The organism is Candidatus Brevundimonas colombiensis, from assembly GCA_029202665.1.
Taxonomy (GTDB): domain Bacteria; phylum Pseudomonadota; class Alphaproteobacteria; order Caulobacterales; family Caulobacteraceae; genus Brevundimonas; species Brevundimonas colombiensis.
This window is the reverse complement of record CP119326.1, coordinates 1,756,005-1,772,079: the sequence shown is the minus strand read 5'-3', so window position 1 is coordinate 1,772,079 and position 16,075 is coordinate 1,756,005. Positions and strand designations below refer to the sequence as shown.

16 protein-coding genes are annotated in these 16,075 nt (G+C 67.6%); 10 read left to right on the top strand and 6 right to left on the bottom strand.

Features of this window, described 5'->3' with window-relative positions; genetic code table 11:
* Positions 1 to 21: 21 nt before the first annotated feature.
* Together carB and P0Y50_08340 are read left to right on the top strand one after the other, a co-directional pair.
* Positions 22 to 3,321 (top strand): carbamoyl-phosphate synthase large subunit, encoded by a 3,300-nt coding sequence (carB, locus tag P0Y50_08345; GenBank protein WEK38564.1) that lies wholly within the window; start codon positions 22 to 24, stop codon positions 3,319 to 3,321.
* Between the two features lie 118 nt (positions 3,322 to 3,439).
* Positions 3,440 to 3,661 carry a DUF1294 domain-containing protein gene (locus P0Y50_08340; protein ID WEK41550.1) on the top strand — a complete coding sequence of 74 codons (222 nt, stop codon included), beginning with the start codon at positions 3,440 to 3,442 and terminating at the stop codon, positions 3,659 to 3,661.
* 3 nt (positions 3,662 to 3,664) lie between these two features.
* On the opposite strand, the gene P0Y50_08335 is transcribed toward P0Y50_08340, so the two are convergent.
* Together P0Y50_08335 and P0Y50_08330 are read right to left on the bottom strand one after the other, a co-directional pair.
* Positions 3,665 to 4,744, bottom strand: coding sequence for a GDSL-type esterase/lipase family protein (locus P0Y50_08335; GenBank protein WEK38563.1), 1,080 nt, complete (start codon positions 4,742 to 4,744; stop codon positions 3,665 to 3,667).
* A gap of 16 nt (positions 4,745 to 4,760) precedes the next feature.
* Positions 4,761 to 6,056 carry a cation:dicarboxylase symporter family transporter gene (locus P0Y50_08330; GenBank protein ID WEK38562.1) on the bottom strand — a complete coding sequence of 432 codons (1,296 nt, stop codon included), beginning with the start codon at positions 6,054 to 6,056 and terminating at the stop codon, positions 4,761 to 4,763.
* A 129-nt stretch (positions 6,057 to 6,185) separates the two neighbouring features.
* On the opposite strand from P0Y50_08330, the gene P0Y50_08325 reads away from it, so the two are divergent.
* The 8 genes from P0Y50_08325 to P0Y50_08290 all read left to right on the top strand — a co-directional run bounded on the left by P0Y50_08325 (position 6,186) and on the right by P0Y50_08290 (position 11,287).
* On the top strand, positions 6,186 to 6,410 hold the full coding sequence (locus P0Y50_08325) for a cysteine protease (protein ID WEK38561.1): 225 nt from the start codon (positions 6,186 to 6,188) through the stop codon (positions 6,408 to 6,410).
* Between the two features lie 55 nt (positions 6,411 to 6,465).
* Positions 6,466 to 7,131 (top strand): glutathione S-transferase, encoded by a 666-nt coding sequence (locus P0Y50_08320; protein WEK38560.1) that lies wholly within the window; start codon positions 6,466 to 6,468, stop codon positions 7,129 to 7,131.
* 54 nt (positions 7,132 to 7,185) lie between these two features.
* Positions 7,186 to 7,386 carry a hypothetical protein gene (locus P0Y50_08315; GenBank protein WEK38559.1) on the top strand — a complete coding sequence of 67 codons (201 nt, stop codon included), beginning with the start codon at positions 7,186 to 7,188 and terminating at the stop codon, positions 7,384 to 7,386.
* Positions 7,387 to 7,530: 144 nt separating this feature from the next.
* A complete protein-coding gene (gene greA / locus P0Y50_08310; protein ID WEK38558.1) occupies positions 7,531 to 8,004 on the top strand; it encodes a transcription elongation factor GreA in 474 nt (157 codons plus the stop codon).
* A 4-nt stretch (positions 8,005 to 8,008) separates the two neighbouring features.
* Complete coding sequence (locus P0Y50_08305) at positions 8,009 to 8,431, top strand: VOC family protein (GenBank protein ID WEK38557.1); 423 nt, start codon at positions 8,009 to 8,011, stop codon at positions 8,429 to 8,431.
* Entirely contained in the window at positions 8,428 to 9,414 is a 987-nt protein-coding gene (locus P0Y50_08300; GenBank protein ID WEK38556.1) for a mitochondrial fission ELM1 family protein, read from the top strand. The genes P0Y50_08305 and P0Y50_08300 overlap by 4 nt, the downstream gene beginning before the upstream one ends.
* Before the next feature lie 50 nt (positions 9,415 to 9,464).
* A complete protein-coding gene (gene trxB, locus P0Y50_08295; protein WEK38555.1) occupies positions 9,465 to 10,472 on the top strand; it encodes a thioredoxin-disulfide reductase in 1,008 nt (335 codons plus the stop codon).
* Between the two features lie 20 nt (positions 10,473 to 10,492).
* Positions 10,493 to 11,287: a hypothetical protein gene (locus P0Y50_08290; protein ID WEK38554.1), complete on the top strand. Its 795-nt coding sequence runs from the start codon at positions 10,493 to 10,495 to the stop codon at positions 11,285 to 11,287.
* A gap of 6 nt (positions 11,288 to 11,293) precedes the next feature.
* On the opposite strand, the gene P0Y50_08285 is transcribed toward P0Y50_08290, so the two are convergent.
* The 4 genes from P0Y50_08285 to P0Y50_08270 all read right to left on the bottom strand — a co-directional run bounded on the left by P0Y50_08285 (position 11,294) and on the right by P0Y50_08270 (position 15,992).
* A complete protein-coding gene (locus tag P0Y50_08285) occupies positions 11,294 to 12,253 on the bottom strand; it encodes an aldo/keto reductase (protein ID WEK38553.1) in 960 nt (319 codons plus the stop codon).
* Between the two features lie 71 nt (positions 12,254 to 12,324).
* Positions 12,325 to 12,732, bottom strand: a complete 408-nt coding sequence (locus P0Y50_08280) for a response regulator (protein ID WEK38552.1) — start codon at positions 12,730 to 12,732, stop codon at positions 12,325 to 12,327.
* A 64-nt stretch (positions 12,733 to 12,796) separates the two neighbouring features.
* Positions 12,797 to 14,734 (bottom strand): PAS domain-containing protein, encoded by a 1,938-nt coding sequence (locus tag P0Y50_08275; GenBank protein WEK38551.1) that lies wholly within the window; start codon positions 14,732 to 14,734, stop codon positions 12,797 to 12,799.
* A 79-nt stretch (positions 14,735 to 14,813) separates the two neighbouring features.
* Positions 14,814 to 15,992, bottom strand: a complete 1,179-nt coding sequence (locus P0Y50_08270) for a cell wall hydrolase (GenBank protein WEK38550.1) — start codon at positions 15,990 to 15,992, stop codon at positions 14,814 to 14,816.
* Between the last annotated feature and the right edge of the window lie 83 nt (positions 15,993 to 16,075).

The window sequence follows — 16,075 nt, the reverse complement described above, 5'->3', positions numbered from 1 at the left end:
CAATAAGAAGAAGAGCTGGCGATGCCCAAGCGCACAGACATCAAGTCCATCCTCATCATCGGCGCCGGCCCGATCGTCATCGGCCAGGCGTGCGAGTTCGACTATTCCGGCGTTCAGGCGTGCAAGGCGCTGAAGGCGGAAGGCTACCGGGTCATCCTGGTCAATTCGAACCCCGCCACCATCATGACCGACCCGGAGGTGGCCGACGCCACCTATATCGAGCCGATCACGCCCGAGATGGTCGAGAAGATCATCATCAAGGAAAGGCCCGACGCCCTGCTGCCCACCATGGGCGGCCAGACGGCGCTGAACACGGCGCTGGCCCTGCATGAATCGGGCGCCCTGGCCCGCCACGGGGTCGAGATGATCGGCGCCAAGGCCGAGGTCATCGACAAGGCCGAGGACCGCCAGAAGTTCCGCGACGCCATGGACAAGCTGGGTCTGGAGAGCCCCCGCTCCAAGGCCGCCCATTCGATGGAAGAGGCGCTGGAGGGGCTGGAGTTCGTCGGCCTGCCCGCCGTGATCCGCCCGTCCTTCACCCTGGCCGGCACCGGCGGCGGCATCGCCTTCAACCGCGAGGAGTTCGAGGAGATCGTCCTGCGCGGCCTGGACCTGTCGCCGACGACCGAGGTCCTGATCGAAGAATCGGTGCTGGGCTGGAAGGAATACGAGATGGAGGTCGTCCGCGACACGGCGGACAACTGCATCATCATCTGCTCCATCGAGAACGTCGATCCGATGGGCGTCCATACGGGCGACTCGATCACCGTCGCCCCCGCCCTGACGCTGACGGATAAAGAATATCAGCGGATGCGGACCGGCTCGATCAATGTGCTGCGCGAAATCGGCGTGGAGACGGGCGGATCGAACGTCCAGTGGGCCATCAACCCTGCCGACGGCCGCATGGTCGTGATCGAGATGAACCCGCGCGTGTCGCGCTCCTCGGCCCTGGCGTCCAAGGCCACCGGCTTCCCCATCGCCAAGGTCGCGGCGCGTCTGGCGGTCGGCTATACGCTGGACGAGCTTCAGAACGACATCACCCAGGTCACGCCCGCGTCGTTCGAGCCGTCGATCGACTATGTCGTCACCAAGATCCCGCGCTTCGCCTTCGAGAAATATCCCGGTTCCGAGCCTCTGCTGGGCACCTCGATGAAGTCGGTGGGCGAGGTCATGGCCATCGGCCGCACCTTCCAGGAATCGATGCAGAAGGCCCTGCGCGGGCTGGAGACGGGTCTGGACGGCTTCGACGAGATCGAGATCGAGGGCGTGGCCGGGGCGGCCGACGACGCGACCGCGCGCGGCGCCGTGGTGCGGGCGCTGGGCGTGCCGACGCCCGACCGCATCCGCGTCATCGCCCAGGCCTTCCGCCACGGCCTGTCGGTGGAAGAGGTCAACGCCGCCTGCGCCTATGAGCCGTGGTTCCTGCGCCAGATCGCCGACATCGTGCGCGAGGAGGGCCACGTCCGCGTCAAGGGCCTGCCGACCGATCCGACCGAGTTCCGCCGCCTGAAGGCCAAGGGCTTCTCCGACGCCCGCCTGGCCCATCTGACCGGCGCGACCGAAAAATCCGTGCGTCTGGCCCGTCGCGGCCTGAACGTCCGTCCGGTGTTCAAACGCATCGACACCTGCGCGGCCGAGTTCGCCAGCGCCACCGCCTATATGTATTCGACTTATGAGACGGGCGCCCTGGGCCAGATTCCCGAGTGCGAGAGCGCGCCGTCGGACAAGAAGAAGGCCATCATCCTGGGCGGCGGTCCCAACCGGATCGGCCAGGGGATCGAGTTCGACTACTGCTGCTGCCACGCGGCCTTCGCCTTCGACCAGATCGGCGTCGAATCGATCATGGTCAACTGCAACCCTGAGACCGTCTCGACCGACTACGACACCTCCGACCGCCTGTATTTCGAGCCGCTGACGGCCGAGGACGTGCTGGAGCTGATCGAGGTCGAACGCTCGAACGGCGAACTGATCGGCTGCGTCGTCCAGTTCGGCGGCCAGACCCCGCTGAAACTGGCCCATGCGCTTCAGGACGACGGCATTCCGGTGCTGGGCACATCCGTCGACTCCATCGACCTGGCCGAGGACCGCGAACGCTTCCAGCAGATGCTTGAGGGCATCGGCCTGCGCCAGCCGCCCAACGCCCTGGCCCGTTCGGCCGAGGAAGCCGCGCAGAAGGCCGAAGAGGTCGGCTATCCGGTCGTCCTGCGCCCCTCCTACGTCCTGGGCGGACGCGGCATGATGATCGTCCACGACCGCGAGCAACTGGACCGTTACGTCCATGAGGCCATGCGGGTGTCGGGTTCCGATCCCGTCCTGATCGACCACTATCTGAACCGCGCCACCGAGGTCGACGTCGACGCCCTGTGCGACGACGAGACGGTCTTCGTCGCCGGCGTGCTGGAACATATCGAGGAGGCCGGGGTCCACTCGGGCGACAGCGCCTGCTCGATGCCGCCCTACTCCCTGTCCGCCGAAACGGTGGCCGAGCTGAAGCGCCAGACCACCGAAATGGCCAAGGCCCTGAAGGTGCGCGGCCTGATGAACGTGCAGTTCGCGATCGAGGAGCCGCACAGCGCCGAACCCCGCATCTTCGTGCTGGAGGTGAACCCGCGCGCCAGCCGCACGGCGCCGTTCGTCGCCAAGACCATCGGCCAGCCCATCGCCGCCATCGCCGCCAAGGTCATGGCGGGCGTGCCGCTGAAGTCCTTCGGCCTGACCGACAGGTCTTACGACCATATCGCGGTCAAGGAGGCGGTCTTCCCGTTCGCCCGCTTCGCCGGGGTCGACACCATCCTCGGCCCGGAAATGCGTTCGACCGGCGAGGTCATGGGTCTGGACTGGAAGCGCGACGGCGAGGCCGACATGGCCCCCGCCTTCGCCCGCGCCTTCGCCAAATCCCAGATCGGCGGCGGCGTCACCCTGCCGACCTCGGGCTGCGCCTTCATCTCGGTCAAGGACGAGGACAAGCCCTTCATCGTCGACGCCGCCCGGACCCTGCTGGCCGAGGGTTTCAGCCTGATCGCCACCGGCGGCACCCACGCCTATCTGGTCGAACAGGGGCTGGAGGTGAAGCTGGTCAAGAAGGTGCTGGAAGGCCGCCCGCACATCGTGGACGCCATGAAGAACGGCGAGGTCCAGCTGGTCTTCAACACCACCTCGGGCAAGCAGTCGCTGCAGGACAGTTTCTCCCTGCGCCGCACCGCCCTGATGATGAAGATGCCCTACTACACCACCACCGCCGGCGCGCTTGCGGCGGCCCAGGCCATCGGCGCCATCAAGGCCGGCGACCTGGATGTGAAGGCGATCCAGGCCTACGGCTGACATTCAGTCATCGGCCGCACCCTGCGCTGACGGTGCGGCCGATGACAGGGAAACCCTGACGATTTCGACGCTCGACAAGGCCCTGATCGCCATTCTGATCGCGGAGGCGGCGGGCTTTCTGGCCTTCGCCTGGGACAAGCGGAAGGCCAGGAGCGGCCTGTGGCGCACGCCGGAATCGACGCTCCTGCTGTTCGGCCTGATCGGCGGCCTGGGCGCTTGGATGGGCCAGCATCTGATGCGCCACAAGACGCGCGAGGAACCGTTCAGGACGCGGTTCGGCGTGGTGGTTTCGCTGCACCTGATCCTGCTGCTGGCCGGGGCGGCCTGGGTCGTCTTCTGACCGTCAGGGCGTGGGCCGCCAGTCGCCGTCCATCGTCGTGATCGCCCGCTCGACCAGGCTCGCCAGCTTGACGTGATCGGCCTGGGACGGGTGCCAATCGCAGGCCTGCAGGTCCAGCCCGTCGGACGGGAGGGCGGTGGCCAGGTTCGGCGTCCGCGCATTCACCGTCGCCGCCACCTGGGCGATGTCCGCCCCCACGGTGTTCACCCATCCCATCAGGATGAACCGCGCCTGGGGCTGAGCCCGGTGCAGCTCTTGAAGGAAATCCACATAGCGCCGGCGATAGGCGTCGCGCAGGGCCGCCTCGTCCGCCCAGGCTTCGCCCGCGTGCAGCGGGGTCGAGAAGTCGTTGACGCCCAGGTTGACGACGATGATCGCAGGCCTCCAGTCCGGGTCCGCACCGACCGCCGCTCGCGGATCGTCCGGCTTCAGGCGCGCATAGAGGGTCGGCAGGCTGGCCCCCGGGTCCTTGCCGCCATAATTGCGAACGACGCCATAGCCGGAATAGGCGTTGATCCGGTAATCGGCGTCGAACCGGCGCGCCACCAGCGGACCGAAGGCGCGCTGGGTGTCGGTCGTGTCATGAATTTCCTGCGGCGTGCAGGTGCGGGCCGACGACACGTCGCCATAGCCCACCGAATAGGAATCGCCGATGAACTCGATCTGGCGGCTGCGCGCCGGCGCCGGCAGGGGGCGGCCGTCGCCTGTCGGGAAGAAGCCCGTGAACCGCCCGCCGCCGGTCTGGCTCTCGCTCTGTTTCTCCAGCCGCACGACGTGATCCCCGGCCCCCAGGTCCTCCAGCGTCAGATCGACGCGTCCGGCGTTTCGGAACAGGGTGCGCTCGCGCCCGTCGACCAGCAGCCGCAGGTTCTGCTCTGGCGCGTCGAAACGGACCCGCACCCCCGTCCCGTTGAAGCGACTCTCGAAATAGACGCACGGCCAGCCGAAGCTCAACCCGTCCGCCGCGCGGATCACCCGCCCGCCGACATGGACCGGCAGGGGTTCGCTCGACGCCATCGCCGGCGTCTGGATCAGGGCCAGGGCGGTCAGGCCGAACGCGGCGGCGACAGGAAGCTTGGGCACGGGCAAGGTTCGATCCCTATTCGATGTCAGGTGTGGCAGCGGCGTCATCCCGCCCCGCCACGATCCGGGTTGCGGCGAGGTCGGCGGTGACATTGCCGACGGTGCGGAAGATGTCGGGGATGACCTCGACCGCCAACAGCAGCGGCAGCACACCGAGCGGCAGGCCCATGGCCAGGCAGATCGGCCCGATGGCGGCGAAGAAGCTGACCTGGCCCGGCAGGCCGACCGAGGCGATGGACACGGCGATGGCCGTCAGCCCGCCGGCGATCAGCACGCCGAGGCCCAGATGCACCCCGTTCAGCTGCGCCACATAGAGGCAGACCGCCAGGTTGGCGACGGGGCTGGTGATGCGGAACACCGCCACCGCCAGCGGCAGAACCAGGCCCGCGGAGGTCTGGGGCACGCCTAGCCAGTCGCGCGCCCGTTCGATCATCACCGGCAGGCTGGCCAGCGACGACTGGGTCGAGACGGCGACGACCTGGGCCGGGGCCGCCGCGCGCGCAAACCGGGCCAGCGGGATCCGCCCCCAGACGATGGCGACGACATAGGTGATCAGGATCAGACCGATCTGGCTCAGGCAGACAATGGCCACATAGTGGGCCAGCGTCCCCGCCACCCCCAGACCGGCGCGCAGACCCACGCCCAGCGCCAGGGCGAACACCCCGAACGGCGCGGCCAGCAGCACCCAGTGAACGATCACCACCATCGTCTCGGCCACCGCCTCGAAGAAGCCGGCCAGCGGTCGACGAAGCTCGGTCTTGATCCGAGTGGCGGCGAAACCGAACGCCACGGCGAAGACGACCACGGCCAGCACCCCGTCGTCGGCGGCCGCCTTGACCACATTCGCCGGCGCCAGACTGGCCAGGAAGGCGCGCAGGCCATCCGTCCGCGCCGCGTCGCCCACGGTCGCCAAGGCGTCCGCGCTGACGCCCGACAACAGGCTCTGGCCCGCCTCCGGGTCAATGGGCCAGATCGCCAGAAGCCCCAGCCCCGCCAGGATGGCATAGACCGTAGCCCCGACCAGCAGCACGCCGAACACCCCCAGCGACCGCACCGCGATCCGCCCCGTCGCGGCGGCGTCGGCGATGGAGACGATGCCCGTGACCAGCAGGCTGAACACCAGCGGAATGACGGTCATGCGCAGCGCGTTCAGCCAGACCTGGCCCAGACTTTCGACCACGCCCAAACCGCCCGTCAACCACGGCGCGTCGGCGCCCTGGGCCATGGCCCCGACCACCACGCCCGCGACCAGGGCGGCGATGACGAAGAAGCTGAGAGAGGTGAAGAAGGCGGCGAGACGGGAAGAGCGCATCGGCCAGAGCTAGCACCCCTTTTCGCCATGCGCGCGCCAAACCTTCTGACGCCCGTTGGCAGATCAGGTCGTCGCAGCACGAAACGCGAACCGCGCCGGTGCGTTTGGACAGGAACAAGGAGATCAACCATGTCCCGTCTGCACAAACTGGTTCCCATGATCGGCGGCCTCTTGCTGTCCAAGGCCGGACGCCGCCTGGCGGGCCGTCACGCCGGAAAGCTGGCCCTGGCGACCTTGGCCTATGAGGTGTGGCGCAGCCGCCGTAACGGCGCCCGCCCCCAGGCCGCCTCTCAGACACAGGCGCAGGATCGCCCACGCGCCCGCAATCGCTGGAGCGGCCGCGCGCCGCGATAGTCCTCGACTTCCCCCGGGCGCGCCCCGATAGTCGACGCCCGCCCGGAGATGAGCCATGATCAAAGTCCATCACCTGAACGACAGCCGCTCGCAGCGCGTCCTGTGGCTGCTGGAAGAATTGGGGCTGGACTATGAGGTGGTGCGTTACGAGCGCAATCCCGGCAACCGGCTGGCCCCGCCAGAACTGCTGAAAATCCACCCGCTGGGCAAGTCGCCGGTGATCGAGGACGGAGAGATTACGGTCGCAGAGACCGGCGCCGTCGTCGAATATCTGCTGGATGCCTATGGCGCCGGCCGGCTGCGCCCGGCGGCGGGCACAGAGAATGCGCGCCGATTCACCTATTGGCTTCACTACGCGGAAGGGTCGGCCATGCCGCCGCTGCTGCTCAAGCTGGTCTTCAGCATAATGCCTCAGCGCGCGCCCGGGCTGATGAAGCCCCTGGTCAAGGGCGTTGCGAACAAGGCCCTGGCCAGCTTCGTCGAACCGCAACTGCGCACCCATGTCGCCTTCTGGGAGGCCGAACTGGAACGGTCAGAATGGTTTGCGGGCGATCAGTTCACCGCCGCCGACATCATGATGAGCTTTCCGGTCGAGGCCGGGGCCGACCGAGCCTTCGACGCCGCGACCAAGCCGCGCCTCAGGGCGTTTCTGGACCGAATTCATGCCCGCCCCGCCTACCGTCGCGCCTTGGAGCGGGGCGGCGAATATAGTTATGCGTGATCGGATCGTGATCGGTTGATCGCAACCCGACGAGGCGCAAGACGTTAACAAGCCATGCGCCTTCACACCATTCAGATCATCGCCGGGCTCGCCGCCGCCGTCGCCTTCGTTCTGGCCTTCATGGCCGCAGGGGCCGCACTCATTTCCGGCCTGTTCATGTTCGCCGGACTGGCCGCCATCGGCTGGTTGGCCTATAGTCTGATCAAGGGCGTTCTGCGCCGCGACCCCAAGTCGGAGCCTCCTGCGCGTGCCTGAAATATGGCTCGCCTGGGGTGGCGCTCTTGATTTCAGGACCGATATCCCCTAGCTTTGATGCCCGGCCGCGCCCGCCCCGCGGCCTTTTGTGTGCCTATTTCGCGTCTTTCCAGTCTCCGGGCGAACAAGAAAAATCACGACACAATGGAAAAAGTGCCGATGACGGCCGAGGGCTATCGCGCTCTCGACGATCAACTGAAGCAATTGAAGTCGGTCGAAAGGCCCAGCGTGATCGCGGCCATTTCAGAGGCCCGCGAACACGGTGACCTGTCCGAAAACGCCGAATATCATGCCGCCAAGGAGCGGCAGGGCTGGATCGAAGGCCAGATCGCCGAGATCGAGGACAAGATCAGCCGCGCCCAGGTCATCGACGTGTCCAAACTGTCCGGCAACCAGGTGAAGTTCGGCGCCACCGTCACGGTGGTGGACGAGGACACCGAGGAAGAGAGCCGGTACCAGATCGTCGGCGAGCATGAGGCCGACGTGAAACAGGGCCGCATCTCCATCGCCTCGCCGATCGCCCGCGCCATGATCTCCAAGGAGGTCGGCGACGTGGTCGAGGTCAACACCCCCGGCGGGGTGAAGGCCTATGAGATCCTCAAGGTCGAGTGGAAATAAGACCGTGACCGACGCCGCCGAAACACGCCCGCCCCTGGTGTCGCATGTTTCGGTGGGCGTCACCGATCTGGTTCGGACCGGCGTCTTCTACGACGCCGTGTTCGCAAGCCTGGGCGTCGGCCGGGTGATGGAACATCCGATGGGGCTGGCCTATGGCCGCGCCTTGCCCGAATTCTGGGCCTCCATCCCTCACGACCGTCAGGCCGCCTCGGCCGGCAATGGCGCCCATGTCTGTTTCGCCGCGCCGGATCGGGACGCGGTCGATCGCTTTCACGCCCAGGGCCTTGCCGCCGGCGGTCGCGACGATGGCGCGCCCGGTTTCCGCCCCGACTATGCGCCCGGCTATTACGCCGCCTTCCTGCGCGATCCTGACGGCAACAAGATCGAGGCCATGACCTGGGTTCGGGCCGCGCCCGGCCAGGCGTGACGTCCATTCCGCCGTCCCGCCCCCTCAGCGTCTGGGTGGTCTCGGACGGCCGCGCCGGGATCGAGAACCAGGCCCTGGGCCTCGCCGAGGCGGTGCAGCGCCTGACCCCGGCCGAAGTCACGATCAAACATATCCGCTGGCGGGCTTTGTTCGACCGCTGGCCGTCGGCGTTGAAGACGCGGGCGATGCTGGACCCCGCCTCGGACGCCCTCGCCGCCCCCTGGCCCGATCTGTGGATCGCGACGGGCCGCGCCACCCTGCCGCTTTCGACACGGGTCAAACAATGGAGCGGCGGCAAGACCTTCGTCGTTCAGACCCAGGACCCGCGCTGGGCCAACCCCCGCTACGACATGATCGTCGCCCCCGCCCACGACAACCTGTCGGGCGACAATGTCTTCGAGATCACCGGCTCGCCGCACCGCATCACGCCCCAGCGGATCGCCGAGGCGGCCCCCGACTTCGCCGACCGGATCGCTCCCCTGCCCCATCCGCGCATTGCGGTCCTGATCGGCGGTCGGTCCAAGGCTTTCGACCTGCCCGCCGCCCATGCCGCCGCTCTGGCCGACCGGATCGCGGACGCCGTGCGGGCGGCGGGCGGATCGCTGATGCTGACCTTCTCGCGCCGCACGCCTGAGCTGGCCAAGGCGGCGATGACCGCACGCCTGTCCGACCTGCCCGGCTGGATCTGGGACGGGACCGGCGACAACCCCCTGTTCGGCTTCCTGCATTACGCTGACCATGTGCTGGTCACAGAGGACAGCGCCAACATGGCCGCCGAAGCCGCCTCGACCGGCAAGCCGGTTCACATCCTGCCGATGGTCCCGCTGAAATCCCCCGGCAAGTTCGCCCGCCTGCACGATGATCTGCGTTCGCGCGGCGCCGCCCGGCCGTTCGACGGCGCGCTGATCCCCTGGACCTACGAACCCCTGGCCGAAACCGACCGCGCCGCCCGCGCGGTTCTGGAGGCGATGCGGACGCGATAGAAACTGAGGACCAGCATCGCGCAAACGGGAATCACCGCCTAAATAGGCGCATGACCCAAGCTCGTACCGTTCGCGTCGCCATCATTGGTTCCGGCCCCGCCGGCTGGACCGCCGCCATCTATGCGGCCCGCGCCTCCCTGAACCCTGTCGTCATCGCCGGCATCCAGCCCGGCGGCCAGCTGACCATCACCACCGACGTCGAAAACTATCCCGGCTTCGCCGAGACCATCCAGGGCCCGTGGCTGATGGAGCAGATGCAAGCCCAGGCCCTGCACGTCGGGACCGAGGTCATCCACGACATCGTCACCTCCGCCGACCTGTCCCAGCGTCCGTTCCGGCTGAAGCTGGACGGCGGCGACGAGATTCTGGCCGAGACGGTCATCATCTCCACCGGCGCCCAGGCCAAATGGCTTGGGCTGGAGTCGGAGGCCGCCTATCAGGGTTTCGGCGTCTCGGCCTGCGCTACCTGCGACGGCTTCTTCTATCGCGGCAAGGAAGTGGTCGTGGTCGGCGGCGGCAATACGGCGGTCGAAGAGGCGCTGTTCCTGACCAACTTCGCCTCCAAGGTCACGGTCATCCACCGCAAGGACGAGTTCCGCGCCGAAAAGATCCTGCAGGACCGCCTGTTCGCCAACCCCAAGGTCGAGGTGATCTGGAACGTCGCCATCGAGGAGATCGTCGGCGTGGTGGACGGCATCGCCCGCAACGTCACGGGCGTCCGCCTGAAGAACGTCAAGGACGGATCGACCCGCGACATCCCGGCCGACGGCGTCTTCATCGCCATCGGCCATGCCCCGTCGTCGGAACTGTTCAAGGGCCAGTTGGAGACCAACTCGGGCGGCTATCTGCGGGTCAAGCCCGGCACGGCGTCCACCGCCATCGAGGGCGTCTGGGCCGCCGGCGACGTCACCGACGACGTCTATCGCCAGGCCGTCACCGCCGCCGGCATGGGCTGCATGGCCGCGCTGGAGGCCGCCCGGTTCCTGGCCGAAGAAGACCACGCCAAGGCCCACCACCCCATCAGCCACGCCGAGGCGGAAAAGATCGGCGTCTGGTAAGGCCGCGAGGAGGACGGATCGTGAAGGGATCGATCACGCTAGGGATGGCGGTCGCTGCGGCGCTGCTGATCCTCCCGGTCACGACCGCGAAAGCTCAAATCACCGAGCCTGAACCGTCTCGGTTTTCGGACGCCATCGTCTTTCCCGTCGTCTTGAGGCCGACGCGAAATCAGGCCTCGACCGAACCCGGCTATTTGTTCGACTTCCGCCTGTCGAGGATCGCCGCACGAAGCGTGGCGCGCGAGATTCCGGCCGCCGGGTTCGGCGAAGAAGCCATCAAGATCGACGATCCGCTTTGGATGGCCGCCACCACGCGGTCGGGCCAGACCGTCTATTGTTCGGACCAGAACTATTCAGCGCGCTGTCTTCGCGACGCCGACGATGATGGTCGGTTCGAGCAGTTCTGGTGGGCGATGCGGGGCGGCTGCAGCCTTCTGCGCGAGGCGGCGTGCCGCGAACCCACGCCGCTGGCCTATCAGGGGCGACAAACGATAGAGGGCGGGCCGGTCGCCTATTCTGCGCTGAATGCCGATCATCTGACCGATCCGCGCGCCCTGAGCGGCCAGGCGCGCGTGATCTGGAACCGCCGGGCGGGCGCCTATGAGGTGGTCCTATCGACGGGCGAGGGACGGCGCAAACGTCCGCTGGCCAGCCCTTTCACGCCTATCCGGCCGCAGACGCCGCGCGGACCGGCCCTGCTGGACCAGCACGGCCTCAAAGTGCGGATCGAGGGCGTCGATCCCAGCGGCGCGGTGACGATCGGAAGCGCCGAACTCCCTGCCGAGTTCGGCGGCTTCTTCATGCCGATCGGCTAAGGTCCTTCAGTAGGCGCTGGCTTCCGTCAGCTCCGTCACATCCTCGGGCGATAGGGTCAGACCGGCGGCCTTCAGCGTATCGGCCAGTTGCGCCAGCGTCGTGGCGCTGACGATGGGCGCCGTGACGCCGGGTTGGGCCAGCAGCCAGGCCAAGGCGACCTGGGCGGAGGTGGCCTCGTTGCGCTGAGCCACGGCGTCCAGCACCGCCAGGATGCGCACGCCCCGCTCGTCGAACCGGCCCTGCAGCATCCCTTCGCGCTTGGTCCCGGCGATCTGATCGGCGGTCTTGTACTTGCCGGTCAGGAAGCCGCTCTCAAGGCTGAAATAGGTGATGACGCCCAGCCCCTTTTCGATCGCGACGTCCTGCAATGGCCCTTCGAAGGTGTCGCGGCTGTAGAGGTTGTAGTGGGGCTGGATCGAGGCGTAGGCGGCCAGGCCGTCGCGCTCGGAGATGGCCAGGGCCTCGGCCACCTGGTCGGCGGAGTGGTTGGACGTGCCGATGGCGCGCACCTTGCCCGCCTTCACCAGATCGTCGAGCGCGCGCAGGGTCTCTTCCTGGGGCGTCTCCGGGTCGGGCCAGTGGGTCTGATAAAGGTCGATATAGTCGGTCTGGAGCCGACGCAGGCTGTCCTCGACCGCCTTGCCGATCCAACCCGGCGACAAGTCCTTGCGGCCCTGCCCCATGTCCGACCCGACCTTGGTGAAGATTTTCACCGCGTCACGACCGCCGCGCGCCTTCAGCCACTCACCGATGACCGTCTCGCTCTCACCGCCCGAATGTCCCGGAACCCAGCGCGAATAGGCGTCGGCCGTGTCGATGGCGTCGAACCCGGCCTCGACGAACCCATCCAGCAGGTCGAACGACGTCTTACTGTCCGCCGTCCAGCCAAAGACGTTTCCGCCGAAAACGAGCGGGGCGATGTTCAGGCCGCTGCGGCCCAGGGCGCGTTTGTCGGGATTGCTCATAAGGGAGGCTCCGTTTCGGGGAGCCCTGCACATAGGCGACAGCGAAGCGACCGCAACCGCTGCGGTGGCGATCACCCGAACAGTTGAAGTCCGGGCGGCGCGTAATCGGTCGGCTGACCCTGCCGACGCCGCAGGGCGTAGTCCACGGCGGTCTGAACGGCCCGTTCGTCGGTGGGCTTGGACAAGACGCCGATGGTGCCGGCCACGCCGTCGCGAACCATGCCGGGATTGGCGGTCATGAACAGGACGCTGACACCCATTTCCTGGCCCAGCTCTCGACCCAGTTCGATCCCGGTGGGACCATCGGAGAGGTGAATATCGACCAGGGCCAGATCCACATCATTTTCGCGCACGAGATCCTGCGCGGCCTTTGCGGTCGCGGCGACACCCATGACCTGATGACCCAGGTCTTCCAGGACGAACCGAAGCTCCATGGCCACCAGGGCCTCGTCTTCGATGATCAGGATACGCGCGGTCATGATTCAAGCTTGTGATCGTTGGCGTACCTAACGCAGGTTCTCGATATCGGTTTCATACTAAAGACTAGATTCTTCCGGAAACGGCGGCTCTGCGGCGCGAAAGGGCTGTCGCCGGCAGGTCGACAATCACCTTCAGTCCGGCCGCGTTCCACTCGCGCTGGAGTTTTCCACCCAGTTGCCCCTCGACCGACAGGGTCGCCAGCGACGAACCGAAGCCCGAACGCGAGGGCGGCCCGTCGATGCGGGGACCGTCACGTTCGCTCCAGGTCAGGACGAAGCGATCGCCGTCCTGCGCCGTATGCAGCAGAACGCTGCCCTCCTTTTGCGATAGGGCGCCGTATTTGGCGGCGTTGGTGGCCAGTTCGTGGAACAGCAGGGCGACCGACGTGGCCGCCTGATCATCGAACACCGCATCGTCCCCGCTGATGATCACCCGCGCCAGACCCACATCGTCGGCATAGGCCTTGAACAGGTCCGCCAGGAAGGTGTGCAGCGTGGTGGCGCCGACCGTGGGCTGGGACGTCTCGGTGTGCGGCCGCACGAACTCGTGCGCGCGGGCCAAGGCGGCGATGCGGGTGCGCAGCGACGCGGAGAACGCCTTGGCCTCCGGATACTGGCGAGCCGACAGGGCGACCAAGGCAGAGACCACAGCGAAGATGTTCTTGATGCGGTGGCTTAGCTCCTGGCTTACCAGTTCACGACCCTGCTCAAGCCGCTTCAGTTCGTCGATATCGGTGCAGGTGCCGAACCAGCGGGTGATCCGCCCCTCTTCGTCGTGGATGGCCACCGCGCGCCCCAGGGTCCAGCGATAGGCGCCGCTGTGGTGCTTCAGCCGATATTCGATCTCGTAGGGATCGCCCGTCTCCAGCGAATGCCGCCACGTCGTCCAGGCGCGTTGCTGATCGTCGGGATGGAAGATGTCGCTCCACCCCTGCCCGTCCGTGGAGCCGACGGGAACGCCGGTGAATTCATACCAACGGGCGTTGTAGTAGTCGTGGAACCCGTCGGGCCGGGTCGACCAAACCATCTGCGGCATGGCGTCGGCCAGGATGCGGAACCGGGCCTCGCTTGCACTGAGCGCGCGTGCAGTCTCGGCCAGATCGGTCTCGGTCTGTTTGCGCTCGGTGATGTCGACAGCGACGCCGGGCAGGCGCACCGCCGCGCCGGAGCGATCATATTCGACCCGACCGCGCGCCAGCATCCATCGCACCCGTCCGTCGACGACGAGCCGGTATTCGCTGACGAACAGCCCCTCGCCGTCCAGCGCACGCTGGATGTCCGCATCCCGACGAACGAGGTCGTCGGGATGGACGCTGGCGCGAAACACCGCGATGGGCGCGCCTTCGCGCGCGGCGACGGGATCGACGCCGTACATCCGCGCGAACCGCTCGTCGGCCACCACGCGGTCGGTGGCGATGTCCCAATCCCAGGCGCCGACATAGGCCGAGGCCTCTATGGCCAGCCGGGCGGTCTTCTCGCTGCGGTCGCGGTCCAGCAAGGCGCGACGCAGCTCCAACTGGGTCATCACCTGGTCCGCCAGGGTCTGCATCGCCAAGGCCTGAAGTTCGGTCAGCCCTTCCGGACGCGCGCGACGGTCCAGAACGCACAGCGCGCCGAGCGGCACGCCCTCGGGCGTCTTCAACGGATAACCGGCGTAGAAGCGTATATTGGGCGCGCCGGTGACCAGCGGATTGTCCGCGAAACGCGCGTCGAGACAGGCGTCGGTCACCACCATCGGCCGGTCGCTGACCATGGCGTGGGCGCAGAAGGATGTGGGACGCGGCGTCTCGGACACGCCCAGCCCGACCTCGGCCTTGAACCACTGACGCTCGGCGTCCACCAGACTGACGGCGGCCATGGGGGCCTCGCACAGCCGCGCCGCCAGATTGGCCAGATCGTCGAACGCGGCCTCAGGCGTCGTGTCCAGCACCCCGTATCTCTTGAGCGCCGCAAGGCGATCCGCCTCGTCCCACCGGGAACGGCCGACTTCTGGGTGGTTCAACGAGGCATCCTCTTAAGCCCGGCGCGCTTGTGTGAGTTCATCAATGCCCCGAGCCGCGAAACCGTTGCAAGCCGGCTTTTCAGTTCGTCGGCCGACCGACTTCCTCGACATCCATGGTCGTGACGCCGGCGGGCGCGGGCGCCGCGGCCTTGGGGCGCTCCAGCACGGTCAGACGGGCGTTGATGGCGGCGACCTCCTCGCGGGTCGGCAGGCGCCGCCCGCCCAGACTGGCGACGCCGACGACGCGCTGCTGGCCGTCGATCTCGACCGTCCGCAGGGGCGCGTCCTTCACCGCGGCCGCGGGGGCGTCGGGATCGGGTCCGCCGGTCGCCGCGCCGGCGGGCAGGACCGCGCGCGGACGCGAGAAGCGCGCCTCGTCGATCGCAGGCTCGCGCCCCTTGTAGACATTGCGCAAGGCGGCGGGTTCGCCATAGACGCCCTTCCAGCGATAGAAGATGTGCGCGCCGATCTGCGTCACCTTGGCGACCGTGGGCGCCCACCAGGGGTGCACATAGTCGGCGTGATAATGGGTGGCGGCGCCGACCTGCTGCGCGACCGCGCCGTCCAGCGCCTTTTCCGCCACGCGACGGGCCCGATCCCACGCCCAGGGGACCGTAGACTGGGCCAGGGAGCCGTCGCAGGTGAAGCTGAACTGGCAGCCCGTGGTCCGTTCGGCGCCTTCGAACACCACGCCGCAGACGGTGTTGGCGTAGTTGGGATCGCGCACCCGGTTCAGAACGACCTGGGCCACGCCCGCCTGGCCGCTGTCCGGCTCCAGCGCCGCCTCGAAATAGACCGCCTGGGTCAGGCAGCGCAGCGCGCGGCGGCGATCCTCGGCGCTGCCTTTGAAGATAAAGGGCTGGGCGGGACGCAGGGCGCCGGGGGCGGGCGCCATGGCCGCGTTCAGGCGCTGGGCCTCCAGCCCGCTCTTGCCCGGCTCAAGCCCAGGCTTGCCGGCCAGGGTCAGGCTTTCCCAACCGGGCGTCAGTCCATAGAGGGCCGGCTGCAACAGCGCAGGGTCGTGACGCATGGCCTCGGCCAGCTGGGCCGGGGTCAGGCGCGCCTTGATCGCCGCCAGACCATCCACGCCCAGATCGCCGCCGGTGATGCGCGACACCGCCTCGGCCGTGCGGTCGGCGTCGGGCCGCACGCTGGACCCGGCGGCCATGGCGACGCCCAGCACCGCGCCCGCCGCCGGCAGGGCCGCCGCCGACCGCCGCAGCGTCTTCAACATCGTCTTCCAGGGCGTCAGGGTCATTCACGGTCCGAAGAGGCGTTCGACAACGTCGCCGATCGCCAAAGGTTCGCGCCTTTTAACGGCAAACCTAGACCAATTTCCGG

Bases quoted from the DNA above. Each gene is read 5' to 3' on its own strand.
- carB (WEK38564.1), top strand. From the start codon at position 22: ATGCCCAAGCGCACAGACATCAAGTCCATCCTCATCATCGGCGCCGGC.
- P0Y50_08330 (WEK38562.1), bottom strand. From the start codon at position 6,056: ATGCGCTCTTCCCGTCTCGCCGCCTTCTTCACCTCTCTCAGCTTCTTC.
- P0Y50_08325 (WEK38561.1), top strand. From the start codon at position 6,186: ATGTCCCGTCTGCACAAACTGGTTCCCATGATCGGCGGCCTCTTGCTG.
- P0Y50_08320 (WEK38560.1), top strand. From the start codon at position 6,466: ATGATCAAAGTCCATCACCTGAACGACAGCCGCTCGCAGCGCGTCCTG.
- P0Y50_08315 (WEK38559.1), top strand. From the start codon at position 7,186: ATGCGCCTTCACACCATTCAGATCATCGCCGGGCTCGCCGCCGCCGTC.
- greA (WEK38558.1), top strand. From the start codon at position 7,531: ATGGAAAAAGTGCCGATGACGGCCGAGGGCTATCGCGCTCTCGACGAT.
- trxB (WEK38555.1), top strand. From the start codon at position 9,465: ATGACCCAAGCTCGTACCGTTCGCGTCGCCATCATTGGTTCCGGCCCC.
- P0Y50_08285 (WEK38553.1), bottom strand. From the start codon at position 12,253: ATGAGCAATCCCGACAAACGCGCCCTGGGCCGCAGCGGCCTGAACATC.
- P0Y50_08280 (WEK38552.1), bottom strand. From the start codon at position 12,732: ATGACCGCGCGTATCCTGATCATCGAAGACGAGGCCCTGGTGGCCATG.
- P0Y50_08270 (WEK38550.1), bottom strand. From the start codon at position 15,992: ATGACCCTGACGCCCTGGAAGACGATGTTGAAGACGCTGCGGCGGTCG.